The 25931-nt window shown below is 62.9% G+C and carries 23 protein-coding genes; 9 read left to right on the plus strand and 14 right to left on the minus strand.

The window, feature by feature from the left end; translation table 11 throughout:
- The first annotated feature begins 259 nt into the window (after positions 1-259).
- Positions 260-1324, plus strand: a complete 1065-nt coding sequence (locus EX20_RS05850) for a glycosyltransferase family 4 protein (RefSeq protein ID WP_034192942.1) — start codon at positions 260-262, stop codon at positions 1322-1324.
- 143 nt (positions 1325-1467) lie between these two features.
- Here the strand turns inward: EX20_RS05850 and EX20_RS05855 are convergent, their stop codons facing one another.
- The gene (locus tag EX20_RS05855) at positions 1468-1764 is read right to left on the minus strand and encodes an H-NS histone family protein (RefSeq protein WP_011882898.1); all 297 of its coding nucleotides are present in this window, start codon (positions 1762-1764) and stop codon (positions 1468-1470) included.
- A gap of 295 nt (positions 1765-2059) precedes the next feature.
- On the opposite strand from EX20_RS05855, the gene aqpZ reads away from it, so the two are divergent.
- Positions 2060-2797, plus strand: a complete 738-nt coding sequence (aqpZ, locus tag EX20_RS05860) for an aquaporin Z (protein ID WP_034192943.1) — start codon at positions 2060-2062, stop codon at positions 2795-2797.
- A gap of 105 nt (positions 2798-2902) precedes the next feature.
- Here aqpZ and EX20_RS05865 read toward each other — a convergent pair whose 3' ends face one another.
- Complete coding sequence (locus EX20_RS05865) at positions 2903-3736, minus strand: Cof-type HAD-IIB family hydrolase (protein ID WP_034192944.1); 834 nt, start codon at positions 3734-3736, stop codon at positions 2903-2905.
- A gap of 119 nt (positions 3737-3855) precedes the next feature.
- Complete coding sequence (locus EX20_RS05870) at positions 3856-4737, minus strand: glucosamine kinase nucleotide-binding domain-containing protein (protein ID WP_034192945.1); 882 nt, start codon at positions 4735-4737, stop codon at positions 3856-3858.
- Between the two features lie 141 nt (positions 4738-4878).
- Here EX20_RS05870 and EX20_RS05875 point away from each other — a divergent pair, with 141 nt between their 5' ends.
- A complete protein-coding gene (locus EX20_RS05875) occupies positions 4879-5481 on the plus strand; it encodes a DNA-3-methyladenine glycosylase I (RefSeq protein WP_034192946.1) in 603 nt (200 codons plus the stop codon).
- Positions 5482-5724: 243 nt separating this feature from the next.
- Here EX20_RS05875 and rpsU read toward each other — a convergent pair whose 3' ends face one another.
- A complete protein-coding gene (rpsU, locus tag EX20_RS05880) occupies positions 5725-5937 on the minus strand; it encodes a 30S ribosomal protein S21 (RefSeq protein WP_006401410.1) in 213 nt (70 codons plus the stop codon).
- A gap of 541 nt (positions 5938-6478) precedes the next feature.
- Between rpsU and EX20_RS05885 the strand changes: the two genes are divergently transcribed.
- The 3 genes from EX20_RS05885 to EX20_RS05895 all read left to right on the plus strand — a co-directional run bounded on the left by EX20_RS05885 (position 6479) and on the right by EX20_RS05895 (position 9225).
- Positions 6479-7297 carry a flagellin domain-containing protein gene (locus tag EX20_RS05885; protein ID WP_034192947.1) on the plus strand — a complete coding sequence of 273 codons (819 nt, stop codon included), beginning with the start codon at positions 6479-6481 and terminating at the stop codon, positions 7295-7297.
- A gap of 189 nt (positions 7298-7486) precedes the next feature.
- Complete coding sequence (gene fliD, locus EX20_RS05890) at positions 7487-8905, plus strand: flagellar filament capping protein FliD (protein ID WP_034192948.1); 1419 nt, start codon at positions 7487-7489, stop codon at positions 8903-8905.
- A gap of 23 nt (positions 8906-8928) precedes the next feature.
- Complete coding sequence (locus EX20_RS05895) at positions 8929-9225, plus strand: flagellar protein FliT (protein WP_034192949.1); 297 nt, start codon at positions 8929-8931, stop codon at positions 9223-9225.
- 225 nt (positions 9226-9450) lie between these two features.
- On the opposite strand, the gene EX20_RS05900 is transcribed toward EX20_RS05895, so the two are convergent.
- The 3 genes from EX20_RS05900 to EX20_RS05910 are packed head-to-tail and all read right to left on the minus strand — an operon-like array spanning position 9451 to position 15952.
- Positions 9451-11937 carry a tetratricopeptide repeat protein gene (locus tag EX20_RS05900; protein WP_034192950.1) on the minus strand — a complete coding sequence of 829 codons (2487 nt, stop codon included), beginning with the start codon at positions 11935-11937 and terminating at the stop codon, positions 9451-9453.
- Positions 11934-14135, minus strand: coding sequence for a tetratricopeptide repeat protein (locus tag EX20_RS05905; protein WP_034192951.1), 2202 nt, complete (start codon positions 14133-14135; stop codon positions 11934-11936). Before EX20_RS05905 ends, EX20_RS05900 begins: the two co-directional genes overlap by 4 nt.
- The gene (locus tag EX20_RS05910) at positions 14132-15952 is read right to left on the minus strand and encodes an O-linked N-acetylglucosamine transferase, SPINDLY family protein (protein ID WP_034192952.1); all 1821 of its coding nucleotides are present in this window, start codon (positions 15950-15952) and stop codon (positions 14132-14134) included. The genes EX20_RS05905 and EX20_RS05910 overlap by 4 nt, the downstream gene beginning before the upstream one ends.
- A gap of 794 nt (positions 15953-16746) precedes the next feature.
- On the opposite strand from EX20_RS05910, the gene EX20_RS30300 reads away from it, so the two are divergent.
- Positions 16747-17034, plus strand: a complete 288-nt coding sequence (locus EX20_RS30300) for a helix-turn-helix transcriptional regulator (protein ID WP_072465427.1) — start codon at positions 16747-16749, stop codon at positions 17032-17034.
- Between the two features lie 288 nt (positions 17035-17322).
- On the opposite strand, the gene EX20_RS30305 is transcribed toward EX20_RS30300, so the two are convergent.
- The 4 genes from EX20_RS30305 to EX20_RS32455 all read right to left on the minus strand — a co-directional run bounded on the left by EX20_RS30305 (position 17323) and on the right by EX20_RS32455 (position 21306).
- The gene (locus tag EX20_RS30305; RefSeq protein ID WP_231572237.1) at positions 17323-18435 is read right to left on the minus strand and encodes a phospholipase D family protein; all 1113 of its coding nucleotides are present in this window, start codon (positions 18433-18435) and stop codon (positions 17323-17325) included.
- A gap of 393 nt (positions 18436-18828) precedes the next feature.
- Positions 18829-19560, minus strand: a complete 732-nt coding sequence (locus EX20_RS05920) for a hypothetical protein (protein WP_131929085.1) — start codon at positions 19558-19560, stop codon at positions 18829-18831.
- 152 nt (positions 19561-19712) lie between these two features.
- Complete coding sequence (locus EX20_RS05925; RefSeq protein ID WP_231572238.1) at positions 19713-20282, minus strand: HAD domain-containing protein; 570 nt, start codon at positions 20280-20282, stop codon at positions 19713-19715.
- Positions 20275-21306 carry a single-stranded DNA-binding protein gene (locus tag EX20_RS32455; RefSeq protein ID WP_175464253.1) on the minus strand — a complete coding sequence of 344 codons (1032 nt, stop codon included), beginning with the start codon at positions 21304-21306 and terminating at the stop codon, positions 20275-20277. The genes EX20_RS05925 and EX20_RS32455 overlap by 8 nt, the downstream gene beginning before the upstream one ends.
- A 520-nt stretch (positions 21307-21826) precedes the next feature.
- Here EX20_RS32455 and EX20_RS05930 point away from each other — a divergent pair.
- Both EX20_RS05930 and EX20_RS32755 read left to right on the plus strand, forming a co-directional pair.
- Positions 21827-22180 carry a hypothetical protein gene (locus tag EX20_RS05930; protein WP_034192955.1) on the plus strand — a complete coding sequence of 118 codons (354 nt, stop codon included), beginning with the start codon at positions 21827-21829 and terminating at the stop codon, positions 22178-22180.
- A 130-nt stretch (positions 22181-22310) separates the two neighbouring features.
- The gene (locus EX20_RS32755) at positions 22311-23162 is read left to right on the plus strand and encodes a hypothetical protein (protein WP_231572239.1); all 852 of its coding nucleotides are present in this window, start codon (positions 22311-22313) and stop codon (positions 23160-23162) included.
- 708 nt (positions 23163-23870) lie between these two features.
- On the opposite strand, the gene EX20_RS30320 is transcribed toward EX20_RS32755, so the two are convergent.
- The 3 genes from EX20_RS30320 to EX20_RS05950 all read right to left on the minus strand — a co-directional run bounded on the left by EX20_RS30320 (position 23871) and on the right by EX20_RS05950 (position 25844).
- Complete coding sequence (locus EX20_RS30320; protein WP_072465431.1) at positions 23871-24470, minus strand: recombinase family protein; 600 nt, start codon at positions 24468-24470, stop codon at positions 23871-23873.
- A gap of 248 nt (positions 24471-24718) precedes the next feature.
- Positions 24719-25519: an ImmA/IrrE family metallo-endopeptidase gene (locus EX20_RS29840; RefSeq protein ID WP_051974393.1), complete on the minus strand. Its 801-nt coding sequence runs from the start codon at positions 25517-25519 to the stop codon at positions 24719-24721.
- Positions 25506-25844 (minus strand): helix-turn-helix domain-containing protein, encoded by a 339-nt coding sequence (locus tag EX20_RS05950; protein ID WP_034192958.1) that lies wholly within the window; start codon positions 25842-25844, stop codon positions 25506-25508. The genes EX20_RS29840 and EX20_RS05950 overlap by 14 nt, the downstream gene beginning before the upstream one ends.
- Between the last annotated feature and the right edge of the window lie 87 nt (positions 25845-25931).

The following is a 25931-nucleotide window of genomic DNA, read 5'->3' on the forward strand; positions in this document are numbered from 1 at the left end:
GGTTTTCGCGTATTTCATCGTGTAACAAGCCTTAAGTCTTTGAAAAAACACTCGAACCCCTGAAGGCGATATCCATAATGGACTCCAATGGGCGGCGGCGTGAGCCGCGCCGGCCCGCCCCGCAGCTTGCCGCCCGGCGTCCCGCATCTCCCCTCGCGGGCCGGTCACGTACCGCTCAACGCGTGCGTCGGCGAGTTCCGCAACCTTGTATCGGACCAGCATCCGCACCGGACCCGCTGGTCGACACTGGAGAACGCCCATGCGTATTGCCCAGATCGCGCCGCTTTACGAAGCCGTCCCGCCGAAACTTTACGGCGGCACCGAGCGTGTCGTGTCCTACCTGACCGAGGCGCTCGTCGAGCTCGGCCACGACGTGACGCTGTTCGCGAGCGGCGACTCCGTCACGTCCGCGCGACTCGAGGCCGCGTGGCCGCGCGCGCTGCGGCTCGACCCGTCGATCCGCGACTCGATGGCGCCCCATATGCGCCTGATCGAGCAGGTGGCGCGGGTCGCGCACGAATTCGACGTGCTGCACTTCCATCTGGACTATCTGCCGTTCCCGCTGATGTCGCGGCTCGACACGCCTTATGTGACGACGCTGCACGGCCGCCTCGACCTGCCCGAGCTGCAGCCGGTGTTCGACGCGTTCCCGGACGCGCCCGTCGTATCGATCTCGAATTCGCAGCGCAAGCCGCTGCCGCAGGCCGCGTGGGCCGGCACCGTGTATCACGGGCTGCCCGACACGCTGCTCACGCCCCAGCCGGACGTGAAGCCCGAGTACCTCGCGTTCCTCGGCCGCATCTGCCCGGAAAAGCGCGTGGACACGGCGATCCGGATCGCCGCGCAAAGCGGGCTGCCGCTGAAGATCGCCGCGAAGGTCGACAAGGCCGACGCCGACTACTTCAAGGAAGTGATCGAGCCGCTGCTGGGCGAGGCGCACGTCGAATTCATCGGCGAGATCAACGAGGCGCAGAAGCCGGCGTTCCTGTCGGGCGCCACGGCGCTGCTGTTCCCGATCGACTGGCCGGAACCGTTCGGGCTGGTAATGATCGAGGCGATGGCGTGCGGTACGCCGGTCGTGGCGTTCAACCGCGGCTCGGTGCCGGAGGTGATCGAGGACGGCGTGACCGGCTTCATCGTCGAGGACGTCCAGGGCGCGGTCGGCGCACTGCACCGGATCGACAGCCTGTCGCGCGACGCGATCCGCGCCCGCTTCGATACGCGCTTCAGCGCCACGGCGATGGCGCGCCGCTATGTCGAAACCTACGAATCGCTTTGCGCGGCGGCGAAACGCCCGGCGTTGCGCAGGGTCGCCGGAGCCTGACGCGTAAATTCGTCACGAAATACGCCGGAAAAATTGCGTGGAAATCCGCGCGTAAAAGCTGCCGGCATCGAACAAAGAGCCGCATCGTCGATGCGGCTCTTTCTTTTTGCGCGGCGCGCTGATTGGTGCCGGCGATTGGTGGATCATTCGATCAGGAAACGATCGCGGTTTTTGCCGACGATCCAATTCGGCGGCTTGCCGCGACCACTCCAGGTTGCACCCGACTTCGGATCGCGGTATTTCGGCGGCAACGGCGCCTTTTTCGGCGGCCGGCCGCGCCGCGCCCGCTCGGCGAATCCCAGATCCTGGGCCGTCAGCCCGTATTCGGCAATCACCCGCTGGACTTCGGTGATCACTGCCGCCACTTCCTGACGGCGCACTTCGTCCGCCTGGGCCTGCAGATCGGCGATCTGCGCCTTGAGTTTCGCGTATTGAGACATATCGACTCCCTTTTTTTGCATGATGCGGCTCCGCCGACTCTGGCCGGAACGCCGACACCCGTTACGTCATCGCACTGCCGCCCTGCTCTTGCCAATTAATTCTGCCATCTTTAACCGATTCGTCTATATGGAGAATGCGGATTTATTCTAATAAAGCGAGCCGTCGGCATTCAAATTTAACAATCGTTGACCCTCGTCGGTCCGATTCATTTCCTATAATCCAGACCAATTCGGGCGACGAAGTAAATCAGCCGGCCGCCCATTGGTGTTCACCCTACTTGGACGAGGTCCCTTCATGAATCTTTCACAGCGGCTGGCCGCAGAAGCATTCGGCACGTTTTGGCTGGTGCTCGGCGGGTGCGGAAGCGCCGTGCTGGCGGCCGCCTTTCCGGGCCTCGGCATCGGCTTTGCCGGCGTCGCACTTGCTTTCGGCCTGACCGTGCTGACGATGGCATTCGCGATCGGCCATATTTCGGGTTGCCATTTGAATCCGGCTGTGAGCGTGGGCTTGACGGTCGCCGGCCGCTTTCCGGCACGCGATCTCGTCCCGTACATCGTCGCGCAGGTGGTCGGCGCCACGCTCGGCGCGTTCGTGCTGTATCTGATCGCAACCGGCAAGCCGGGCTTCGACGTGGTGGGCAGCGGCTTTGCGACCAACGGCTTCGGCGAGCGCTCGCCCGGCCACTACTCGCTCGGCGCGGCGTTCATCTGCGAAGTCGTGATGACGGGCTTCTTCCTGTTCGTGATTCTCGGCGCGACCGACAAGCGCGCGCCGGCCGGCTTCGCACCGATCGCGATCGGCCTGTGCCTGACGTTGATCCACCTGATCTCGATCCCGGTCACGAACACGTCGGTGAACCCGGCCCGCTCGACCGGCCCCGCGCTGTTCGTGGGCGGCGAAGCGATCGGCCAGCTGTGGCTGTTCTGGATTGCGCCGATCATCGGCGCAGCCATCGCAGGGGTCGTCTATCCGTTGATCGCAGGGCGCGACGCTGCCGTCCCGCTGCCCGCCTCCGCTCGCACCGTCGAATAACAACGCTACGGGGTCACGCGAGCAGCGCAGCGAGCCTCACGCTGTCGAACAACACGAGGCAGGTAATTTGAACGGGCGCCGCTGGCGCCCGTTTTTCCTTTTCGTTCAGGAGGCCGCGACGCCGTCGACGGCATCCGCCAGCGCGAACAGCGTGCGCAGGTGACGCGCCACGCCGGCGTCGAAGTTGTTGCCGATCCGCGGAATGTGCGGCAAGCGCGCGATCAGGTCGGGATTCGCGTTGTTCATCATGAACGCGTGCCCGGCGGTTTCGAGCAGATCGATGTCGTTCATGTTGTCGCCGAACGCGATGCAGTGCCCGGCGTCGACGCCGAGCCGCTCGAGCACCGCCCGCAGCGCGCGGCCTTTCGAGACGTTGGCGGTCATCACTTCCAGGCAATCGGGCAGCGAGTAGGTGACGTACAGCGCGTCGCCGAACTGCACGCGCATCTGCTCGGCGACCACCGCGAGGTCGGCCGGCTCGCCGATGTAGAGCACCTTCGCGATATCCGTGCCGTCGTGCGCGGCCATGTCGATCACGTCGTAGCGGAAACCGGAGTCCTGATGGAATTCGAGCAGGTGCGGGGCCTCGCGATCGATCAGCCAGCCGCGATCGGTAAACAGATTGACGATCACGCGCCCGTGCGCGCCGGCCACGGCGGGCTGCACGAGCTCGCGGACGATTGCCGGGGCGATGTCCTGCGCGTGGATCGCCGTGTCGTCCGGCGCATGCACGCGCGCCCCGTTCGACGTGATCAGGTATGGCCGGATCCCCAGCACGTCGCGGATGCCGGCGACGTCCGCATAATGCCGCCCGGTCGCGATCACGAACTGCAGGCCGTCGCGTTCGAGCCGGCGGATGGTCTCGATCGTGTACGGATCGAGTTGGTGATCGCTGTTCAGCAGGGTGCCGTCGAGATCGGTGGCGATGACTTTGTACATGGGACGCGGTGAAGGACGCGCACGGCGGTGCGGAGCCGCCATTTTAACGTCGGGCCGACCCGCGCGCCGGACGACCGGCGTCTGCCTCCGATCACCGGTGACTCACCACGCGCGCCCCGCTATCCGGCGCCCGCGGCCGCCAGCGCCTTCAAGGCGAGTCGCAACGCGCCGTGCGCGGAATCGTCGAGCGGCGCCCGCAACCGGGTCGCGTGGCGCTCGGGTACGGCCGGCGCGAGCGCGTCGGCCAGCCCGCCGCACAGCGCGACCGGCAGCACGTGCCGCGGGTCGAGCGCGTCGATCATCTTGCCGATCTCCTCGCCGGCCTGCGCGATGAGCGCGGCCGCATACGGATGGTCGCGATGCGCGAACACGATCGGCGCGAGCCGCGCGTAGATGGTCTGGTTCGCGTCGCACGACCACTGGACGAGCGCGTCGCGATCGTCCGCGCCCGTTGTGCCGAGCAGCGCCTCGGCAAACGCATCACGCGGCGCACGGCCATCGAGCGCCTGCTGCGCGTAAGCAAGCGCACGCATGCCGAGCCACGCGCCGCTTGCCTCGTCGCCGGACGGAAAGCCGAAGCCGCCCGCAATGCGGCAATCGCCCGCCGCATCGAGCGCCGCCGCGATGCTGCCGGTGCCCAGCGCGACGATGAGCCCCGGCGCGCCGCCGTGCGCACCGACCAGCGTCGTGTATGCGTCGCTTTCGACCGCGAGCGCGTCGAGCGGCGCGTGCGCGCGGAAGGCGGCCAGCCAGGCGGCGTTGTTGACGCCCGCCAGCCCGCAGCCAAGCGCGCATTGCGACCAGTTCAGCGCGAGTCCGGCTTGCGTGAACGCGTCGGCACAGGCCGCGCCGATCGACGCCCAGGCGCGCTCGATGCCGAGGCCGAGCCCCGACGGGCCGCCGCGCCCCTGGGCGAGTTCGCGGCCGTGCCGGTCGGCGAGCACCGCGCGGGTGCCGGTGCCGCCGCCGTCGATGCCGATTGCAAAAAGTAATGCCGTCATGCGTGGATCCTGCTGATTCGACCAGTCGCCAAGCTTAACCGCATCGGCCCCGCGCGCCCATCTGCCGTTCGGCCAGCTATGCCGCGCATGGGGCTTCCGCTATGCTGGCGCGATCGAATCGACACTGGAACGAGGCCGACGATGTCGCAGCGGTGCAACTGGGTAAAGACGGAAGCGGACGCCCACTATCACGATACTGAATGGGGCGTGCCGTCGCATGACGATCGCCACCTGTTCGAGATGCTGATCCTGGAAGGCGCGCAGGCCGGGCTGTCGTGGTCGACGATCCTGAACAAACGCGCCGGCTATCGGGAGGCGTTCGCCGATTTCGACGTCGACGCGGTCGCGCGCTTCACACCGCAACGCGTCGACGAGCTGCTCGCGAATCCCGGCATCGTACGCAATCGCGCGAAGGTCCAATCAGCGGTGATCAATGCGCGGGCCGTGCAGCAGATTCGCGAGGAGCACGGGTCGCTGGCGAAGTTCCTGTGGTCGTTCGTCGGTGATACGCCGATCCAGAACGCGTGGCGGTCGTATCGCGACGCGCCGGCGTCGACCGCCGAGTCCGACGCGCTCAGCAAGGCGTTGAAGGCGTACGGCTGCAAGTTCGTCGGCTCGACGATCTGCTATGCGTTGATGCAGGCGACCGGGATGGTGAACGATCACGAGCTCGGCTGCCCTTGCCATGCGCAATGTGCGGCGCTTGCGGGCAAGCAGCCGGCACGGCGCCGCAACGCGGGCTGACGGCGAGGCGGCGGGCAGCGGAGCTGGACGGGCCGACGACAGGCCCGCCACGAAGCGGGCTGGCCCGGCGGCACGACCGCGGCAGCGGCAGCGGCGCCGGCTGGGGGGATAGCCGCAGACCGCGCCTGTCGGCAGCGCCCCCGAAGCCTTTCCCGCCCGGAACAGCCAGCCAAAAAAGCAAAACGGCGGAGCGGCTTCTTTCGAAGCACGCTCCGCCGTTTCGCGGCGAACCGTCAGACGCTCTTAGTGGAGCTTCTTCGGCAGCATCTGGCTACGCAGACGCTTGTGCAGGCGCTTGACGGCTGCTGCCTTCTTGCGCTTGCGGACTGCGGTCGGCTTTTCGTAGGACTGGCGTTCGCGCAGTTCAGCGATCAGGCCATTTTTTTCGATAGCACGGCGAAAGCGGCGAATCGCCACTTCGAACGGCTCGTTTTCTTTCAGAAGAATCGTCGTCATGTCGTTCCTAAAGTGCTTAAACGGTCAAAAACGTAGCGGCCAAGCGCCACGCACCGGCCATCCGGGCGTCCCCACAACAGGCGAAACGAGCGGAAATACGGCCTCGGAGGCCGGAAATGAGAGGCGGAAAGCACCGCGAGTACGCTTCACAAGCCGCGTGCAGCGCCGCGTTTGACTGCCAGCAGGAATGCCGCAACGGCAAAGGCGTGACAGAAAATCTCAATTCAGCCCGCCATCATAGCAGGAAATCACAGACAAAACCATCCTTTTGTCGTTCGCGAAGTGCTACCGCGCGTGAAGGCTGCCGAAATGCCGTCCCGAACGGCTGCCGCACGCGCCCGCAAAATCGCTGCAACCCAAGCCAGGCTTGGGCTTCGCGCCCCCATCCCACTTCCGTCCCGAATTTCCTCGACGGAGTTTCTAAAGTTTTCGCCGGGTGCCGCCGTCAACCAGGAAAGGCGGGCAGCGCCACTCGCGATAAAGCGCGACGCCGAAAACGACCCCTGTCTGTACTCAGGCATTTTCCAAAACGAGGAAGCAAATGCTGAACATCAACACCAACATCCTTTCGCTGACGACGCAGACGAATCTGACGGGCTCGCAAAGCGCACTGTCGCAAGCGATCAACCGCCTGTCGTCGGGCAAGCGCATCAACACCGCAGCGGACGACGCAGCAGGCCTGGCGATCGCAACGTCGCAAACAGCAGCCATCAACGCGCTGACGCAGGGTGTTGCAAACGCGAACAACGGCATCTCGATGATCCAGACCGCCAACGGCGCGCTGCAATCGACGATCGACAACCTGCAACGTATCCGTACGCTGGCAGTCCAGTCGGGTGACGGCTCGCTGGATTCGAGCGCCCGCTCCAACCTGCAATCTGAAGTGACGACGCGTCTCGGCGAAATCGACCGTGTCGCAGCGCAAACGTCGTTCAACAGCCAGTCCATCCTGGGCGGCATCTCGACCGTTTCGTTCCAGATCGGCGCAGCAGCAAGCCAGACCGTTTCGGTCGACTTCGGCTCGACGACGTGGAACAGCTCGGGCATGAGCCTGACCGGCCTGTCCGTCAGCAGCCAGTCGAGCGCGCAATCGGCGATCACGGCGATCGACGCGGCACTGAAGCAAGTCAACACGTTCCAAGCAACGCTGGGTGCGGCACAGAACACGTTCCAGGCTGCGATCTCGACGACGCAAACCCAGGCAACCAACATGAGCGCTGCTCGCGCGCAGATCACCGACGCGGACTTCGCGACGGAAACGGCGAACCTGAGCAAGGCGCAAGTGCTGCAACAAGCAGGCATCTCGGTTCTGGCGCAAGCGAACTCGCTGCCGCAACAAGTCCTGAAGCTCCTCGGTTAATAGAGAAGCACGCGCGGCGGGCCATACGCCCGCCCGCCTACGGGCACCGCGGCGTCGCCATCGGCACTCGATGCGACGCCGCCGCCCTGACCGGAATTCTCAAGGGAGGCACGCCTCCCTCTTTGCATTGAACCGCGGCGCCACCGCCGCATCGCGCTCGTTGATTGCGCGGACGACCGGAGTAACGGCATGGCCACCACCACCCCCGTCAGCAGCACCGACATCAGCACCCTCCTGTCGCAGGCCGGACAGTCGATCATCAGCGGCGCGACCAATTCGTCGCTCGACGTCAATACGCTCGTGACGACGCTGGTGAACGCGAAGACGGCCGGGCAATTGCAGACGCTGCAGACCCGGCAGACGAACGACAATACGCAACTGTCCGCGATCGGCCAGTTGAAGAGTGCGCTGTCGGCGCTGCAGAGCGCGCTTACCGGCCTGTCGGACGGCAGCACGCTCAGTGGCCTGGCGGCGACGGCGAGCGGCACCGGTATCGCGACGACGGTGACGAGCAGCAGCAGCGCGGTGGCCGGTTCGTATTCGGTCAACGTCACGCAACTCGCGACCGCGAACAAGCTGTCGTCCGCCGGCGTGACGTCCGCGGACACGATCTCGGCCGGCTCGCTGAGCATCACCTTCGGCAGTAATGCCGCGTTCAACGTCAACGTGGCGGCCGGCGCATCGCTGTCCGACATCGCGTCGTCGATCAATTCCGCATCCGGCAATGCCGGCGTTACCGCATCGGTCATCACCGGTTCGGACGGGCAGCATCTCGTGATGCAGTCGAACGCCACCGGCGCGGCCAACACGATCTCGATCACGGGCACGGGCGTCAACTCGAAACTGACGTCGGGCTATACGACGGTCACCCCGGCGGCCGATGCGAAGCTGACGATCGACGGCACGCCGGTAACGAGCGCGTCGAACACGGTCACGGGCGCGCTGACGGGCGTCTCGCTGGCGCTGTCGCAAGCAGCGGTCGGCACGACGCAAACCATCACGCTGTCGCAGGACACGGCCGCGGCGACGACCGCGATCACCAATTTCGCGAACGCGTACTCCAGCTTCGTGACCACGGCGAAATCGCTGTCGTCCTATGACTCGACGGCAAAGAGCGCCGGCCCGCTGCTCGGCGACGCGATGCTGAACACGATCACGAGCAAGCTCGCGACGACGCTCAGCAGCGGCGTCACGACTGGCGGCACGACGTATGCGCTCGGCAGCATCGGCATCAACGTGACGTCGACGGGCACGATGACGGTCGATACCGCCGCGCTGACCACGGCACTCAAGTCGAACAACTCGACGGTGGCGGCGATCTTCAACCAGACGAACGGCGTGGCGCAGGCGCTCAACTCGCAGATCAACTCGTACACGCAGACGTCCGGCCTGATCGACCAGCGCACCAGCGCGATCAACGCCGATCTGACGAACGTGCAGAGTCAGGCCACGCAACTGCAGACCTACTCGAACCAGCTGACCACTCAATACACCGCGCAGTTCACCGCGCTGAACACGCTGATGGCGCAGATGGCGAACAACACGCGGTATCTGACTCAATTGTTCGGCGGCCAGAGTAGCGCCGGCGCGTTGGCCACCAACAAGTAAGCCACTGCGAACCGGACCTGACCATGACGACCGACACCCTGTCCCGCGCCTTCGACCTGACCCGCGCCATGCAGTCGGCGGCCGACGCACGCGACTGGGTGCGCGTCGCGGCCCTCGTCGGCGAACGCTCGCCGCTGCTGATGAGCCTGTCCGGCGAGCAGACGCCGGATGCGCTGGACCGGGTGCGGCAGATCATGGCCATCGACGCGTCGATCACGGCGCATGCGCAGGCCGATCATCACCGTCTGACTGCCGAATTTGCGCAGTCGCAGGAGCGCATCAAGGCCGCGAGCTTGTACCAGAAGACGGGCATGCTGTAACCGGCAGGCCATCTGGTCTTCTGTACTGATGTCGAACTAGAAGACGCCGCCAGTCGAGCGGACCGTAGTCGCCGTAACGTCGAGCCGCTTCAATGCGGCTCTTTTTTTCGCCGGCACGCGGGGCGCGAGCGGGATCGCGCCGGTCATCCCGCTGCGCTCACTCGGCCGGCGCGCACAGCGTCGCTTCGAACGTCGCTTCGAGCCGTGGGCCGCCCCGCTCGCGCGTCACGCGTCCGCGGGCGCCGTCTCGCCAGCCGCGTAGCTGGCCCACATGCCGTGCAGCGCGTCCTCCAGGTTACGCGCAAAGCGCGACGCGTCGCACAGCGGCGACGCCAGCAGGCGCTCGCGCAGCGTGGCACGCAGCGTCGCCAGCCGGTCGCGGTCGCTCGCGAACGCGACCGCCTTCGCGAGATACGCCTCCTCGTCGTCGGCGATCCATTCGCCCATGCCTGCGGCGTGCAGCAGGCTCTCGCAGATGTGCGTGACGAACCGGCTGCCCTTCATCCCGAGCACCGGCACGCCCATCCACAGCGCCTCGGCGGTCGTCGTGCCGCCCGGATACGGGAACGGGCTCAACCCGATGTCGATGCGGTTGTACGCGGCGAAGTATTCCGCGCGCGGCGAGCCGCCCTCGAGAATCAGCCGGTCCGCGCTGATGCCATGCCGCGCGAAGCGCTCGACGGTCACCTGGATCGGCTCGCCGGCGCTCAGCTCATAGGCCTTCAGCAGCAGGCGCGCGCCCGGCACTGCATGCAGAATGCGCGACCACAGCGCAACGACCCCGTCGCTGATCTTGTTCAACCTGCCGAAGCAGCCAAAGGTGACGCTGCCGTTGACCGTCATCGGGAGCGCGCCGACCGCGACGTCGTACGCAGGAGGCGTGAAGCACAGGTAGCTGTCCGGCAGCCGCCACGGCCGCTCGACGAAGTGATGCGCCTCGGCGTCCGGCAGCGTGTGCGGGTCGCCAATGAAATAGTCGATCGTGCGGCAGCCGGTCGTCGCGAAGAAGCCGAGCCAGCTCGCCTGCACCGGCGCCGGCTTGTGCGCGAAGATCGGCAGACCACTCCAGCTGGTATGCCCGGCCATGTCGATCAGGATGTCGATGCCGTCGTCGCGGATCACCTCGGCGGATGCGTCGCGGGCCAGACCCGTCAGCGCCGTCCACTTCGCGAAGCTCGGCTTGAGCCGCGCGGTCACGTCGTCCTCGACGACATAGGTCACGTACGCATGCGGCTCGATGCGCGACCGGTCGATCCGCGCCAACACGCTTTCGAGGAACACACCGACCGGATGCTGCCGCAAGTCGCCCGACACGAAGCCGACGCGCAGCGGCCGCCCGCGCGCTTGCGCCACGCGCTGCTCGCGATCGTGCTCGAACGGTTGCGCGTCGCGCGCGAGGTGTTCGCCGTAGCGGCGCGCTTCCTCGAGCCATTGCTCGGGCGCGAACGCAGGCGAACTCGACATGTTGAACAGGATCCGCGAGTACGCGCGATGCAGGTCGAAGCGGATCGCCGCGCGGAACGCGTCCATTGCGCCCGCGAAGTCCCCTTTTGCCCACAGGATGTCGCCGAGCGTCATCTGGAGCACCAGCGGATCGATACCGCGTTCCCGCGCGATCTCGTAATGCTTCAGCGCGTCATCGAGCTTCTCGAGCCGAAACAGCACGGCAGCGAGGTTATGATGTGCGTCGGCATCGTCGGGGTTCAGTTCGACCGCGTGCCGGTGGCTCAGCTCCGCGGCGGCGAACAGGTTGAGGTTGTGATACGCGAACCCGAGGAAATTGTACGCGTCGGCCAACTCGGGATCGAGCTCGATCGCCCGCCTGCAGAGATGCACCGCTTGTCCGAATCTGCCCTGCTGGTTGCGCAGGTCGCCGAGCCAGGCCCAGGCCCGCGCATGCGCGGGATCGATCTCGATCGCCCGCTCGAGCAGCGCGACCGCCTTGTCGAATTCGCTCATGCGCTGCAGCAGCCTCGCCAGTACGCAGTGCGCGTCCGCGTCGCCCGGATCGAGCCCTTCGCGCGCATGGTCGACCGCACCCCGCAGATCGCCTGCCGCGCGCAGCGTCTCGCTCAACCCTTGATGAGCAACGCGCAAACCCGGTTGCAGCGCGATGGCGCGGCGATAGGCATCCGCAGCCTCGTCGAATTTCTCCTGCGCGCGCAGCGCATTGCCGAGGTTGCTGTACGCGTCGGCGTATTGCGGCTGGTGCGCGACCGCCTTGGCGTAGCTCACCGCCGCCGCCTCGTGCTCGCCCAGATCCTGCAGCGCGTTGCCCAGATTGTTGTAGGCCTGCGCGTAGTCGGGGCGCAGCTCGATCGCGCGCGCGCAGCTCGCCATCGCCGCCGTCGGATCGCGCGCGTCGCGCAGCGCGTTGCCGAGGTTGTTGTGCGCTTCCGCATAATCCGGACGAAGCGCGACCGCGCGACGGTAGTGCGCGATCGCGTCGTCGAGCCGGCCGCTTTCGCGCAGCATGTTGCCGAGGTTGTTGAAGTACGACGCGTCCGGCCGCTCGACCAGCGATTGCTTCATCAGCGCGAGGCCCGCGTCGTACTGCTTCAGCTGACACGCCAGCAGCCCGAGGAAATGCAGCGCATCCGGCTGGCCCGGCTGGGCGGTGAGGATCGCGTCGTACAGCGTCTTCGCTTCCGCGAGACGCCCCGACTGGTGATGCGCCAGCGCGGATTGCAGCGTGTCGTGGATATCGTTCATGCTTCCTGTTCCGAGTTCGTATAGCGTTGCCACATGGCGAGGAACGCCGCTTCGAGATGCGTCGCGAACCGGCGCGCGTCGCACAGCGGCGATGCGAGCAGTTGCGCGCGCAGGCCGGCGCGCAGCGTCGCGAGCCGCTCGCGGTCGCGCACCGCCGCGATCGCCTTCGCGACGTAGGCGTCCTCGCCGTCCGCGATCCATTCGCCCATGCCCGCCGCGTGCAGCAGGCTTTCGCAGATGTGCGTGACGAACCGGCTGCCCTTCATGCCGAGCACCGGCACGCCCATCCACATTGCTTCGGCGGTGGTCGTGCCGCCCGGGTACGGGAACGGGCTCAGCGCGACGTCGATGCGGTTATATGCGTTCAGGTATTCCGTACGCGGCGAACCGGCCTCGAGGATCAGCCGGTCGGCGCCGATGCCATGCCGCGCGAACCGCGCGACGGTCGCGTCGCGCACGCCCTCGCGGCCGAGCTCGTGCGCCTTGAGCAGCAGCCGCGCGTCCGGCACCGCGTGCAGGATGCGCGACCACGCGTGCACGACGTCGTCGCCGATCTTCACGAGCTGGCCGAAGCAGCCGAAGGTCGGATGGCCGTGCGCCGCCATCGGCAGCGGACCGACCTCGACCTCGTCGGCCGGCGGCGTGAAGCACAGGAAGCTGTCCGGCAGCCGCCACGGCGCTTCGACGAAGTGATGCGCGTCGGCGTCCGGCAGCGTGTAGCGGTCGCCGATGAAGTAGTCGATCGCGTCGCAGCCGGTCGTCGCGAAAAAGCCGAGCCAGCTCGCCTGCACCGGCGCGGGTTTCCAGCCGAATGCGGCCAGCCCGCTCGACTGCGTATGGCCCGCGAGGTCGACGAGGACGTCGATCCCGTCGTCATGAATCATTCGCGCGGCGGCCTCCGGCGGCAGCGCGGCGATCGAGCGCCAGCCGCTCGCGTGCGGCTTCAGTTTCGCGGTGATCGCGTCTTCCTCGTCCGTGGTCACGTACACGCGCAGGTCGATGCGCGTGCGGTCGAGGTGGGCGAGCACGCTCTCCAGGAAGATGCCGACCGGATGCAGGCGCAGATCGCCGGACACGAAGCCGACGCGCAGCGGCCGCCCCTGCGCGCGCTCGGCCCGCTCGCGCGGATCGTGCGCATAGCGCGTCGAACGCGCCGCCAGATGGCGGCCGTAGCGCAGCGCATCGGCCAGGTAATCGTCAGGGCTCACGCAAGCGGATGCCGCCGCGCTGAACAGCAAGCGGCTCAGCACCGTCGCCGCCACGTCGTCGGCGTCGTCGCGCACCAGCGCCAGCGCGTCGCGATATGCGTGGACCGCGGCATCGACGTTGCCCTGCGCGCGCAGGATGTCGCCGAGATTCACGTGCATCAGCACGGCGGGCGCGCCGGCCTGCAGCGCCTGCCGGCAATACACGAGCGCTTCGTCGAGCCGCTGCAGCTTCAGCAGCACGACGGACAGGTTGTGGCACGCGCCGGCGTCGGCGGGATTCAGCGCGACGGCGGTGCGATGGCACGCCAGCGCGTCGTCGAGCCGGTTCAGCCCGTGATACGCGTTGCCCGCGTGGTTGTGCGCCTCGCCCAGGTTCGGCGCGAGGCGGATCGCGTCCAGCGCATGGGTGAGCGCTTCCGCGCAGCGCAACTGCTTGTGACGCACCGCGCTCAGGTTCGCGTGGGCCATCGCCATCGACGCGTCCAGCTCGATCGCGCGTTCATAGTGCTTGGCGGCGCCATCGAGGTCGCCCAGGTCTTGCAGCGCGTTGCCGAGATTGTTGTAGGCCTGCGCGTAATCGGCGCGCAGCTCGATCGCGCGCGCGCAGCTCGCCATCGCCGCCGTCGGATCGCCCGCGTCGCGCAACGCGTTGCCGAGGTTGTTGTGTGCTTCAGGGTAGTCGGGACGCAGCGTCACCGCGCGCCGGTAATGCGCGATCGCGTCGTCGAGCCGGCCGCTTTCGCGCAGCATGTTGCCGAGGTTGTTGAAGTACGACGCGTCCGGCCGCTCGACCAGCGACTGCTTCATCAGCGCGAGGCCCGCGTCGTACTGCTTCAGCTGACACGCCAGCAGCCCCAGGAAATGCAGCGCATCCGGCTGGCCCGGCTGGGCGGTGAGGATCGCGTCGTACAGCATCTTCGCTTCGGCCAGACGGCCGGACTGATGGTGCGCGAGCGCGGTCTGCAACTGCAGTGCGAGGCTCGACGTCATTGCGCGTGCCGCCCCATCGTGACGCCGCCGGCATCGCCGTCGGCCTCGATGTGTCGCGCCCACATCGCATGCAGCGCATCCTCGAAATGACCTGCGAAACGGCGCGCATCGCACAGCGGCGCGGCGAGCACCTGCGCGCGCAGCCGCGCGCGCAGCGCGGTGAGCGTGGCCGCGTCGCCGGCGCAAGCAACGGCTTTCGCGACATACGCGTCGTCGTCGTCCGCGATCCATTCGGACATGTTCGCCGCGTGCAGCAGGCTCTCGCAGATGTGCGACAGAAACCGGTCGCCGCGGCGACCGAGCACCGGTACGCCCATCCACAATGCTTCGGCCGTAGTCGTGCCGCCCGGATACGGGAACGGGCTCAACATCACGTCGACCCGCCGGTACGCGGCGAGATATTCGGCGCGCGGCGAACGGCCTTCGAACAGCAGGCTCGCCGCGCCAATGCCGTGCGCCGCGAAGCGCGCCGCGAGTGCCTCCGGCTCCCGTTCGTCATCGAGATGCGGCGCCTTCACGAACAGCTTCGCGCACGGGATGCCGGTCAGTACACGCGCCCACACCGCGATCACGTGATCGGTGATCTTCGCGAGTTTGCCGAAATAGCCGAAGGTCGGATAACCGTTCGCGAGCATCGGCGGCACGCCGACGTCCAGTTCGACATCCGGTGCGGTGAAGCACAGATAGCTGTCGGGCAGATGCCACGCGCGTTCCACGAAATGCGACGCTTCGGCGGGCGGCATCACGTGGCGATCGCCGAGCACGTAGTCGATCGCGCGCACGCCCGTGCTCGCGAAATAGCCCGGCCAGCTGACCTGCACCGGGGCAGGCTTCCATGCGAACAATGGCAGGCGGTTGTAAATCGTGTGCCCCGACGCGTCGATCAGCACGTCGATGCGGTCGTCGCGGATGCGCGCCGCCGCAGCAGCGTCGTTCAGGCCGGCCAGCGGCGTCCATGACGCGAACCGCGGCTTGATGCGGGCCGTGACGTCGTCTTCGACCACCCGGGTCGGATACGCATGCAGCTCGACGCGTGCCCGGTCGACATGCTCGAGCATCGACTCGATGAAATAGCCGACCGGATGCGACTTCAGGTCGCCCGACACGATGCCGACGCGCAGCGGTCGGCCGATGCGCGGGCCGGCGTCGACCAGCCACGTCGTCCAGGGCTGTGCGCGAGCACTGACGAGCGCGCCAAAGCGCGTGGCTTCGTCGAGATACGCGCACTGGTCGAACGCGTCGCTGTAGTGATAGGCGAACAGCAGGTTGCTGCGCGGCTCCGGCAAGTCGGGACATAGCGCGATTGCGTGCTGATATGCCTCGAGCGCGGCCGGAATCTCGTTCAGATCGACCAGCGCGTTGCCGAGATTGTTGTATGCCTGGCCATGGTCGGGCTGCAGTTCGATCGCCCGGTAGAACGCGTCGACGGCTGCAAGCGCATCGCCGGCGAGACGCTGCGCGTTGCCGAGGTTGTTGTACGCATCGACGTAGTCGGGCTGCAGCTCGATCGCGACGCGAAAGCACTCGGCCGCTGCCGCCGGACGGTTGCTCGCGTCCATCACGTTGCCGAGGTTGTAGTAATAGAGCGGATCGGGCTTGATCTCGATCGCCGCCATGATTCGTTCGGACGCGTCGTGATAGCGCCCGCGCAGATGCTCGATCAGGCCGAGCAGATGCAACGCGTCGGCGTGCCGCGGCTCGATGTCGAGAATGTGCCGATACAGCGCCTCTGCCTCGTCGAGGCGCCCTGCCTGATGGTGCGCCAGCGCCAGTCCGATGGTGGAGGCGGAGGAGTCGGACATCGCGAGATCTGTCATCGTGGTTAGCTGGCATGGTTTCGGTACGCGCGTCGCCTCGACGCGCCGGCAGCCGAAGCGCCAGAACGCGCGCAAGCGCCCGTGCCGCACGGCATGGGCGCGGCACGGTCTGCGACACGAAAGCATTCTCGGCGGCCGGTCCGGTTTCCAATTGACGGAGAAAACGGTGGAATTGGTCGCTGTTTGCGGCACGAGGCTTCGGGGGCGACGGCGCGGGACGAGGGGGATGCGGGGCCGTTATCGGGGACTTCGGCGGGGACGATCGGCGGCACGCCGGGCAGAGAGGCAGGTGCGGAGCGCGCACGCTATTGCAAGCGTGGATGGAGCTTGGCGGGGGGAAAACGCTTGAGATGGTGTAGCGTTGCGCGCATTTAGCGTAGTGAATGCAGCCGCACTTGCCTGTCGCGTAGATGATCGCGCGGCCGGGCGAAATAGCGTCAGTGCCGCCGGAACCGCTGCTGACCGCAACCGGCTGACTGAAATTTCACTGTAACGGGGAAAACGATGAAGTAGCGAAACCGCTGAGAGCCTTGAGAGGCTTGGCGCGCCCGGCTGGGATCGAACCAGCAACCCCTGCCTTCGGAGGGCGTCGCGCAACGGTATGCTGGCAGCACCTCACCAGCAAAATCAAAGACTTACCTTACCCTGAGTTGCTGCATTTTACCGCGCTTTACTGCAGCGAGTGCAGCAAAATTGCAGCACGCTGCCCACAAAGTGTAGCTACACGAAGATGCCGGTAGCTCACAGCTATACTCATTGCAGTCATGTGACTGCATGAAATAGCCATGTGACCTGTGGAACATCTTCTCACGCCAAAGTCCCTCGCAGCCGTGCTCGGTCTCGCCGAGCAAACCATCTATAACCGCCATTCCAATGGCGGCGATTTGCCAACGTGCATCAAGTTGGGTCGATTGCTCCGGTTCCGTCCTGCTGACGTTGAAGCGTGGCTGGCAAAACAACTCACGGTTCCAGAGGAACCGGCTGCGCAGGAGTCGGTGAGCATGCCGCGTCGCCGCGGTCGCCCAACGAAGGCTGAGCAAGTCGCCGCTCGTCGCGCTCAGCAACTTCGAGCGGGCGAATAAAGCGGCTTCCCTGCGGTCCGACGCTGCGCTCGACGCCTCGCCATTTATGTCCAACTGGACATAAATAGCTACCTCGGCAAAACTGAGGCCTCGTCACGCCACTGGCGAAGAGCAGCCTTTATGACTTTGCCAACACGCGCGTTACGCATGCGCAAGATTTTGCGAGCAAGTGGAAGGTCCGCAGCAATATCTCGCGCGAGCAGGTTGATTGGCCGCAACGCGGCTGGCGACGCAAAGTTCCGCCTAAAGCGGTGGTAGTGTCGAACCTTCATGCATCGTTACCCTTACCTACCGTTCATAACAGAACGCATCAATAAACGCCATTCTTGAGTCCCAGATACGCCCGTCCAAGTCATCAGCTGGGCGCGTTCCGTTCCACCACGGGCTACACAATAGCGGGCGAATTACATGCGTCCAATACGTATCAACGGTCAGCTGCGCTTTTTTGACCCCGATAGCCTCAGACAGCTTATCTTTATTTGCGCTATCGACACACACGAAATAGTCAGGACGCTTCAGGGCCAGCAGCCGACTTGCGGTCGCAAGACCGCCTCCTCGGTCCGCATCGTCAAACGACTCGAGGAACTTCTCCTTAAATCGTTCAAAATCAATCTCGGTGATGCTCCCAGTACGTGGAATGAAATCTAATGCAGCGCTCAAGCCTTCTGGTCGAGATTTAACCAAACCTTTGAACACGCCAGCTCCGACCATTGAGCCGAACCATGCCCAGTCCAGGGGCGGCACTTCGGCTGGCTTCCTCTCATTGCGAACATATGTACCAGCAATTGCTTTTCGCTGACCCTCGGTCATGTCCGCGAAACGCGGTATTTGCGAAAACCAAACTCGAGCTTGGTCCATTATGGCGACGCGGCCTTCGACGTCATGATACGGGTCCGACTTTACTCGCTCGACAAATTCAGACCAGTCGTCATCCAGAAGATTGCGGTACCCCGCATCTCCTTTGGGCATCTTGATGGGAAGGTCCTGCTCCAAGTCGGCTCGAGCGGCTTGGGTGGCGCGATGTTTCAAGCGATATGCCCTCAGGAAATCCTCGCTGATATGCCTTGACGCATTCCAGGCGTACTCAATGGCCCTAAAGACGTCTCCATACAAGGCATCCGACGTGGTCCCCTCAACATATAGTGCCGCTTCGCAATTTATCCCGAAGCCGGCTCGCGTGAAATTCGGGCTGCCCAAGACGAGCGCGAATTTACCTGCGGTTCTGAAGAGGTAAATTTTCGGGTGGAACGTCCCGGCACTGCTGTTGGGAACAACGCGTACGCCCGGAACACTGCGCAGCGCCTCAAGGAGGTCGGGGTCTGTTTGATGAAAATGTGTACCTATCGCGAAGCGCTTTACCTTGGCAGCGTGGCTCAGCAGATGCTTCGCCAAGGGACTCATTGAACCCCATGCGACTGCCCAGTACAGCTCTTCGTGGCTCTCGATGAGTCTTCGAACCGTGGATTCAAGGTCTGAGCCCTGCAAGTATTTCGGTGCCGTCGCCATAGGATAGTGTGTTGATTTTGCATCGGCGCTTCATGACAGGCTGCTCCGACTGTCATGAAGCCCGCCATTTACGAAGACTCGTTTCGTGCGAGAGCTACTTGAGTAGTCGGGAGCGTCGTCGCTTACTGGTCACACGTGAGAAAAGTGCTCCACCTGAGAACATTTCTATTGCCGCACTGCATGTGACGGAAGTGTCCCCCGAGGGGACACTTGAAGCTCCCGTACGAACGTGTACAAAGAATAGCCACCGCCGCCGGCGCATCGAGCGAAACGCTACTCCCCGGCAGTTTAGCCGCGTACAGGCAAGCCGGCGACCTCTGCTTCAGGGGCCAAGCGCCGCATCCAGTCCACCGCCGACTCAGGCAGATATTCATTAAGTCCGCGCCCCACCTCGCCCAACCGACCGAGCGCGTCGGCAAGCCTACCCACCTGTTGCCACACGCCCGGCTCGCGCAGAGAAGTCTCCGTGATGTGCAGAATACGGGACAGCTCGTTTTCTGGCAGCAGTTGGAACATGCCGTCCGCGACTGAAATATCGTGCTCGAATTCACTGTCGCCACGGGCCTTCTTCTCGTCGAACCGCCCGTGAACGTGAATCAATTGAGCCATCGGGCCTGCCCAGCGTGCCGCGACATGCGCGCGCACGAGGTCTCGCCACTGCTCAAGATATTGCTCGGCAGAGGCAGGGAATTCGGATTTCCTAAATTCGGGCTTCAGCAGATTGAATGCGGCGCGGCTTTGCTCAATGATGTCCTCGAATTTCTCACGGTCACCAACGAACCGTCCATCCTTGTCGCTCCACACCACGCTTTGGCTAATCTGGGGCACATCCGAGGCCTCGCAGTACCCATCGAATCCGGTCAAGACCGACCCTTTGCGCGGCTCATATGTCCAGTTCGGGCTGTGAATCGGGGCCACGGCGACCCGATAAACGTGGGCGCCGGCAAGCGCATGGATAACAGCGCGTCCAGCGATGTGAAAGCAGACTGCGCGACGTTGTTCTTGAGAAGAGATTGTCATTGCCCTGCGAACTCCGAAGTTTATGAACGACCAACGCAACCTCGGTATATCGGCATTCACGTTCACTTTCTGAAGCCCCATCGCAGGCATTTTCGTCAGCTATTCTGCTGTACCCTGCTAGCCGGCTCGCAACGTGTCCTACTAGGGCACTGTCAATCGCCCGACGACGGCCCATCTTTCTCCAACTGCTCATCTTTCGGCGCATGCACCGTTCGCAGCCACCGGGAAATTCGGTCTTGAGCCTTCAGACTGCCAATACCTTGTCGAGCATCGAGCAATACCAGATGCGGCTCCAGAGGCAGGAAATCGGTGCTCAAGTGATGGGCTCCGTAGACAGAGTCGTCTAGGGCCAGCCAATTTTTCAGGCGCTTGTCGAACACGTACGAGCGGATGATGTATGTCCGGGCTGAACCGTCCCGCAGATAGCCAAATCGCGCCTTATAGCTACGGGTTGAACCGACCACTCGCTTCGCAAGCGCCGGGGGCAGGTGCGAAAGCACCTGCTCAAAAGACAGCGTGTACAGCCACGACGTGGTGAGAACGATTTCGACCGCTGGATACGGCGCGAGCAGCTCCGAAAGCAGTGGCGCAAATTCGAGCACGGGGTTCCCAGTGTCGAGCGAAACCCCGCCCGTCAGTTCATCAATCAACCCGCGCCCCCGATGCAGGGTACCGTCGAAGTCCAAAAACAAGGTAGGAGTCGTATTGTCAAAGTCAATCAACGTTGACTCCATGCGGCTTCTTTGGAACAGGCAGTCCGAGAATAAGGCAACGCTCCGCTTCATAGGACCACTCGAACGCTTTCCTGCGGTCACTACGCCACCCTTTCGCATATCGAGTGACATTGCTACGTCCGCGCTCGAGCAACTGCAACCGGCTCCACTGGTCAACCGTACGATATGGCATGCTGTTCAAGCTTGCTTCGGCCTTTTTCCTCATTTGGGGAGAACAGCCGAAAGCCGAGTATTTAAGCGCAGCTTGAATCCGATGCTCGTTGCTTTCATACGTCCGGTACAGAGAGGCCATTTGGCTTTTTGCGCCCTCATCGACGTACACAAGTAACACGAGCAACGAGGGCGTCAGTTCGCGATGCACGTGCTCTGCGTATGCAGCGGGAGTACCCCAGCTTGCCTCAGCTGGTATTGAGTCAAAATAAGGGCCCGGACTACCGCCGTCTATCGAGCTCGCCAAATCGCTCCAGTTGAGACAGCCGAATGCTTGCGCCATGACATCCCGCGTTCGTTCGGGATTGGGAAAACCTCCATCGTCCGCATAACGTAATGAACAAAAACGGAATGCGCGACTAAGAAGAACTGCATTTTCTTTTGCCTCTTCGACAGTATGAAATGGAACTTGAGGTGGGTCCCTGCGCGGTGGGCTCGCCCGCGTCGCAGTGATGCTCGTGCTGCCAGCTACTACCTTGGCAGTAGCGGCCTTTCGCTTACGTCGGTTGGTGCCGGCGGTCAGAACGGCATTAGCAACCAGGTCGAGCGCTGGGCGACCGACCCCGTGCTCATCTAACCAAGCCCCCGTCGTGAACTCTCCAACGAGTGCAACGGCATCGCCATCGTCTAGTTCAAGCAACGCCGCTTTGGCGGCGTCTACAAACGTAATCACGGTTACAAACAACCGCTCTCTTTCATTCGTGAAAGAGCGCACCGTGGCCGTGACGAATGCCTTCCCATCGTCGCCGATGCGATGCACTGCTTTGCCATATAACGTTCCCGCAACGAGCTGTTCAACCATGCACATCCCCGATAACTCAAGACGTAACTCAACGCAGTGCCGAGTAGTTCCTCCCTGCTCACGCTATCAAGGGGCATCAGCAACGTCAATTAAAAAAATGAGCAGTTGGCTAAATCATCATTTCACGCTATACGAGAGCGTTTCACTCGCACGAATAATGTAAAAAAAATCTTTCCTGATAATACAAATTATCAGGAAAGAAGGGAATTGAAATGGATGATGGATTGGCAGGTAGCCATCTACCTTTCTACCAAGGTAGATGGCTACCCATCTACTAAGGAAGCCAGGTAAAGCTGACGAATGTAGAGCGTTGAATAAGGTCAATGTAGCCGCAGACAGGTTCCGTGGAGAGGACTAACATCGCCAACCTCGCGTTAGGTTTCACGGCTACAATCGGGAATTCAACGACCCGTAGTGTACTTACACTAACCGTGCGAGCCGGCGTGTAGCAACATGTCATCGCAGCATTGAGATAGGTAGCGTCTGGTCGCGAGACCGCTGCGACACCAAGGAGTGTGGAATGATGAATCGCCCCGTACCCGATGATTTCCCGCGAGAGCCGGCCGTCGGCGCTGTAACCGGGGCGCAACCGAAACTTTTGGTGCGCGAAGTTGACGGCCGCTATCTGACCGGGCTCACGGACGACGAGTTGTGGGTACGCTACGACGCCTGCGAAGACCTGGCCGCCCAGCTGTCCGAATACGCATCGCAAAAGGTTGCGACGTCCGGTCTGACGCCCGACGCGGCGCTGAGTCGGGCGGAGAAAGGGCTGCGATTGAAAGTCGCCGCTGGGGACTGGGACTTCTCACAGCGTGAGGTAGATTGGGTCGTAAAGCGCACGCGGCAGCTGCTTCTCGCCCCGAACCATGACTAGCGGTCTTCGCCCACCTCAAAGTACTAAGCTGCAGGAAAAGTTCCTCGGCCTATGGCGACGCGCGCTTACTCTCTCGAACTTGAATGACCTCAACTCCGGGACTGTCGCAGCCTGGGCACAGCAGGCCGGGTTGAACGTGCTCGAAGTTGCTGAACGCGACGTTGGTTTATTTCGGACCACGCCAGCGGTTGTGCTAACTACTGAGGGAGGGGTGGCCTATTTCCCAAAAATCTCGGCTACGAGCGACTTAGGATGGCTCGCGAACAGGCGAGCATGCGAACGCGTGGCAGCGCTTTGGGAAAAGGTAGAGTGGTTCGCTCCGCTTTGGGTGCCACAAGGCCGAATTAACGAGTTGCTCAAAGACGTCGAACACCGCTCGAAGGAAGAGGCGATAAGGCTTTTCGACTACCACACGTCCACTATCTACGCTCTTTCATTCCAGGCGGTTTGTATTGCGCAGCTGATTCCAAAGTCACGAAGTCTTGCGGACTTCGCTCCCGTTGCTCGAGAAGCGTACCTAGCCTTTTACGCAGGTTACAGGGCTTCGAGCATCGCGGCGCTTATGCCTGTTATGGAGGGGGCACTCAGGCGAATTTCGGAAGACTCAGGAAAGTTGCCTGTTCCCGACCAGATTGACCGCATTATTGACCGAGCATGCGCTCTGGCTAGCCGCTTGCATTTCAATGGCAACTGGGTGCCTCGCGAATATCGTACTAGCGAGTATCTGTACGGGCAGGACGAGCGGGTATTTGTGTTCGAAACATTTCGCCAGTGGCTGAAGGGTACATTTTTCAGACAGACTGGAGAGTATGACGGCATCACGTGGTTGAATCGTCATCTGTTCGCGCACGGCACCTCCACGGACTGGCAAAACAGCGCAAATTTCTGCCGGCTCGTTGTCGCGCTTGCCACGCTTGGTGTCATCGAATCATGGCACGATGAATCCAACGCCCATACTGTTTCCGGAGATGACCGAGGATAGCCGTCTACTTTGGCAGCAGGCTCAACTGCAAGCGCAGGCCCAAATGATTATAAAGTCTGTAGAGCAGAAGAACTATCAAGCTCATGGCCGACTTGTTCCACCTATGCCAACGGACGATGGCGTTACTTTGCGAAAGGCCCATCTGACACACGAGTGCATGAGCGACTTGGTCCGCCCACTGAGGGATGCTGGCTGGAGTATCGATGTAGGTGAGCCAGATGCGCGCGCCCTTTATATGAGGGTTGCCGCGAGAAGCGAGGACGAATTGTTGCGTGTGGCGCTGCTTTATAGCTGTGCGACTGACAACAAACTCTATCGAGAGCTTGAGCAAGAGTCCGATGTAATCCTCTACCTCGGGCCGCCCTACCAACAGAGCGCATATGCTTACGGCATTAATATCCATGTGGGGCCGGTTACTGCTTGGCAGCCACCTCCCCCTCGCAATCGGAAGAGAACACTTTAGTGTCAAATGTCGGCACAAAATTGATGCTTGCCCTACGTTGGTTCCGGTTGGCCTGATTGGTTTCGTTGCGAAGCGTAAATGAAAACACCGTACGTCCCTCATCTCTTTGGCGCCGATGCTTTCGCTAAGGTGGCTGGCGGTTCGGACTGGGCCACGGCCGGCGTCGCCTCATCCATTGCCTAGCCCCAAGACGAAGTCTGGGTTTAGTACGACGGCGTCGAGTACCTATCGACCAAGCCACCAATCTACCTATCTACCAACGTAGATGCCGAACCGGGACCGACCTTCGACCGGTTGGCTGCCCACACGTTATAGAGCGTCGAACGCGACACGTTGAAATGGCGCGCAATCTCGGCAATCGACATGACGCGACCGGACATCATCGCCAGTACAGCCTGCCGCTGTTTTGCATCGAGCACCTCAGGCCGCCCACCTTTTCTACCTCTGGCACGCGCAGCTTCGAGACCGGCCAACGTGCGTTCCCGGATAAGTTCGCGCTCGAACTCTGCAAGCGCCGCGAAGAAATGAAATACGAGCTTGCCTGCCGGGCCCGAGGTATCGATAGACTCTTTCAGCGACCGGAATTTGACGCCCCGACCTTCGAGGTCGTTGACGATGCGCGTCAGGTCGTGGAGGTTGCGTCCCAGTCGGTCCAGTCGCCACACGACGAGCGTGTCACCGTTTCGCAGCGCCTTCAGGCAATGCTGAAGCTCTGGCCGGTCGGCAGACTTGCCGCTCGCCTTGTCTTCGTAGATGCTGACCGCGCCAGCAGCGTTGAGCGCATCGCGCTGCAAGTCAAGGGTCTGCTCGAACGTGCTGACGCGCGCATATCCAATAATTGACATCGATACCCCGTTTGTAGACGTAGATTGTTGAAGCGGTTGTTGTGCATCTACAGTCGTATAACGCGGCCTCGGCACCATGTTCGCCGGTACGTCGAAAAATCCGTCGTTTCCTGGACTAGCTGGGGCTGTGTTGATAGCGCCTCATTGCGCGTGGAAAGGCAGCGCAGACACTGATAGTTGCCTCGGCGCAGGCGCGGCTCGCTGGCCTATCTCCGCGGCGTCGGGAACAGCGGGCAAACCGCGTTAGGTTACTCGGGCTCGTAGGTTAGCAGCGTTACCTTGTGCCCATGGTCCTGCACCAAAGTCTGCTCGTACATTGTCTCGGGCTGACGAACGCCACCTTTCGCCTCCGCGAGCCACCAATGGGCTTCAATTTCGTGCCATTCCTCTGGGTCGCTAATGGAGTTACGGCTGGGGCTCTGAGCAGGTAACCGGTCACCCTTTCGGACACTCAGCCATTCCGTAAAGTACTCGCTGCGAATCGAGTAGCGCACGATGTTGTCCTTGGAGAAGACAACTGCGCAGGCATAGTCATTGAGTTCGACCACTCGGCGAGCAGTCATCTCAAAACTGGTTGCGAAATCGTCCCGCAGCTTGAGCATGTGGGCGAGCTCAGGCTCCTTGAGTTGGCGGAGTATGCGCCTGACCAACGGTTCGGGCGCCAGTAATTCCGCGGCAAATTGATTCGCTTGGATTTCCCAATCCTTTTTGCTGCGCGAACTAATGTCCTCTGCTGTGCACTGAAAGGAGGCCTGTCGATGCCATGGAAGCAAAAAATGCCCAAGCTCGTGGCCGATTGTGAATCGCTGGCGCGGGCGAGGGCTGAGTGAGCTGAAAAAAATGGCTCCCTCAGATTTGGTCGCGTTGGTCAGAAGCGCGCCTTCGAACCCGACGCTGTCGAATGCCTCAATCTTCGAGATTCCAGCCAAGCGCGCCAGTTCCTCAATAGGCACCGGGATTGGCAACTGCGGATTCTGTCTAAGGATTTCCGCGACAAGTTGCTCAGGCCGGACGAGGTCGGCAAGTTCAATCAGGTCAAGCTGGACCATCTACCGGCGCCTTTTTGTTTTTGAAAAGCTGCAGTGTTTGCTTCAACACAGCCTGCTCATCTTCCGATAGAGACTTGAAGTCGCGGAAAAATTGTTGCGCCTCGACATCCTCGAGAGAGGATTCACCGTTCGTGCCCGCTAGATACGACACCGGCACAGAGAAATGCTCAGCAAGCTTGCGAAGTAGCTCCAGGGAAGGGTTACCACTGCTTCCCTTCTCCATTTGCCATATGTGCGTCTTAGAGACGCCCGCCGCATTGGCAACGTCCTGCAATGATTCACCCTTGCGCAGGCGCAGCTCTGCCAGTTTGGCACCGAGGGACATGTGTGCTCCTTACTAGCGGATTACTTCTCAGGGTCCATATTCTACGCCAAGAACGATGCGTATCACAATAGTTGACGAAACCGCACC

Origin of the sequence: Burkholderia sp. WP42 (genome assembly GCF_000745665.1) — a bacterium.
Classification (GTDB): Bacteria; Pseudomonadota; Gammaproteobacteria; order Burkholderiales; family Burkholderiaceae; genus Burkholderia; species Burkholderia vietnamiensis.

Bases quoted from the DNA above. Each gene is read 5' to 3' on its own strand.
- EX20_RS29840 (WP_051974393.1), bottom strand. From the start codon at position 25,519: ATGGTCCAGCTTGACCTGATTGAACTTGCCGACCTCGTCCGGCCTGAG.
- EX20_RS05870 (WP_034192945.1), bottom strand. From the start codon at position 4,737: ATGACGGCATTACTTTTTGCAATCGGCATCGACGGCGGCGGCACCGGC.
- EX20_RS05895 (WP_034192949.1), top strand. From the start codon at position 8,929: ATGACGACCGACACCCTGTCCCGCGCCTTCGACCTGACCCGCGCCATG.
- rpsU (WP_006401410.1), bottom strand. From the start codon at position 5,937: ATGACGACGATTCTTCTGAAAGAAAACGAGCCGTTCGAAGTGGCGATT.
- EX20_RS30305 (WP_231572237.1), bottom strand. From the start codon at position 18,435: ATGAGTCCCTTGGCGAAGCATCTGCTGAGCCACGCTGCCAAGGTAAAG.
- EX20_RS05850 (WP_034192942.1), top strand. From the start codon at position 260: ATGCGTATTGCCCAGATCGCGCCGCTTTACGAAGCCGTCCCGCCGAAA.
- EX20_RS05950 (WP_034192958.1), bottom strand. From the start codon at position 25,844: ATGTCCCTCGGTGCCAAACTGGCAGAGCTGCGCCTGCGCAAGGGTGAA.
- EX20_RS05920 (WP_131929085.1), bottom strand. From the start codon at position 19,560: ATGACAATCTCTTCTCAAGAACAACGTCGCGCAGTCTGCTTTCACATC.
- EX20_RS05855 (WP_011882898.1), bottom strand. From the start codon at position 1,764: ATGTCTCAATACGCGAAACTCAAGGCGCAGATCGCCGATCTGCAGGCC.
- EX20_RS05885 (WP_034192947.1), top strand. From the start codon at position 6,479: ATGCTGAACATCAACACCAACATCCTTTCGCTGACGACGCAGACGAAT.
- EX20_RS05875 (WP_034192946.1), top strand. From the start codon at position 4,879: ATGTCGCAGCGGTGCAACTGGGTAAAGACGGAAGCGGACGCCCACTAT.
- EX20_RS05905 (WP_034192951.1), bottom strand. From the start codon at position 14,135: ATGACGTCGAGCCTCGCACTGCAGTTGCAGACCGCGCTCGCGCACCAT.
- EX20_RS05865 (WP_034192944.1), bottom strand. From the start codon at position 3,736: ATGTACAAAGTCATCGCCACCGATCTCGACGGCACCCTGCTGAACAGC.
- fliD (WP_034192948.1), top strand. From the start codon at position 7,487: ATGGCCACCACCACCCCCGTCAGCAGCACCGACATCAGCACCCTCCTG.
- EX20_RS30320 (WP_072465431.1), bottom strand. From the start codon at position 24,470: ATGTCAATTATTGGATATGCGCGCGTCAGCACGTTCGAGCAGACCCTT.
- EX20_RS05910 (WP_034192952.1), bottom strand. From the start codon at position 15,952: ATGACAGATCTCGCGATGTCCGACTCCTCCGCCTCCACCATCGGACTG.
- EX20_RS05900 (WP_034192950.1), bottom strand. From the start codon at position 11,937: ATGAACGATATCCACGACACGCTGCAATCCGCGCTGGCGCATCACCAG.
- aqpZ (WP_034192943.1), top strand. From the start codon at position 2,060: ATGAATCTTTCACAGCGGCTGGCCGCAGAAGCATTCGGCACGTTTTGG.
- EX20_RS05930 (WP_034192955.1), top strand. From the start codon at position 21,827: ATGATGAATCGCCCCGTACCCGATGATTTCCCGCGAGAGCCGGCCGTC.
- EX20_RS32455 (WP_175464253.1), bottom strand. From the start codon at position 21,306: ATGGTTGAACAGCTCGTTGCGGGAACGTTATATGGCAAAGCAGTGCAT.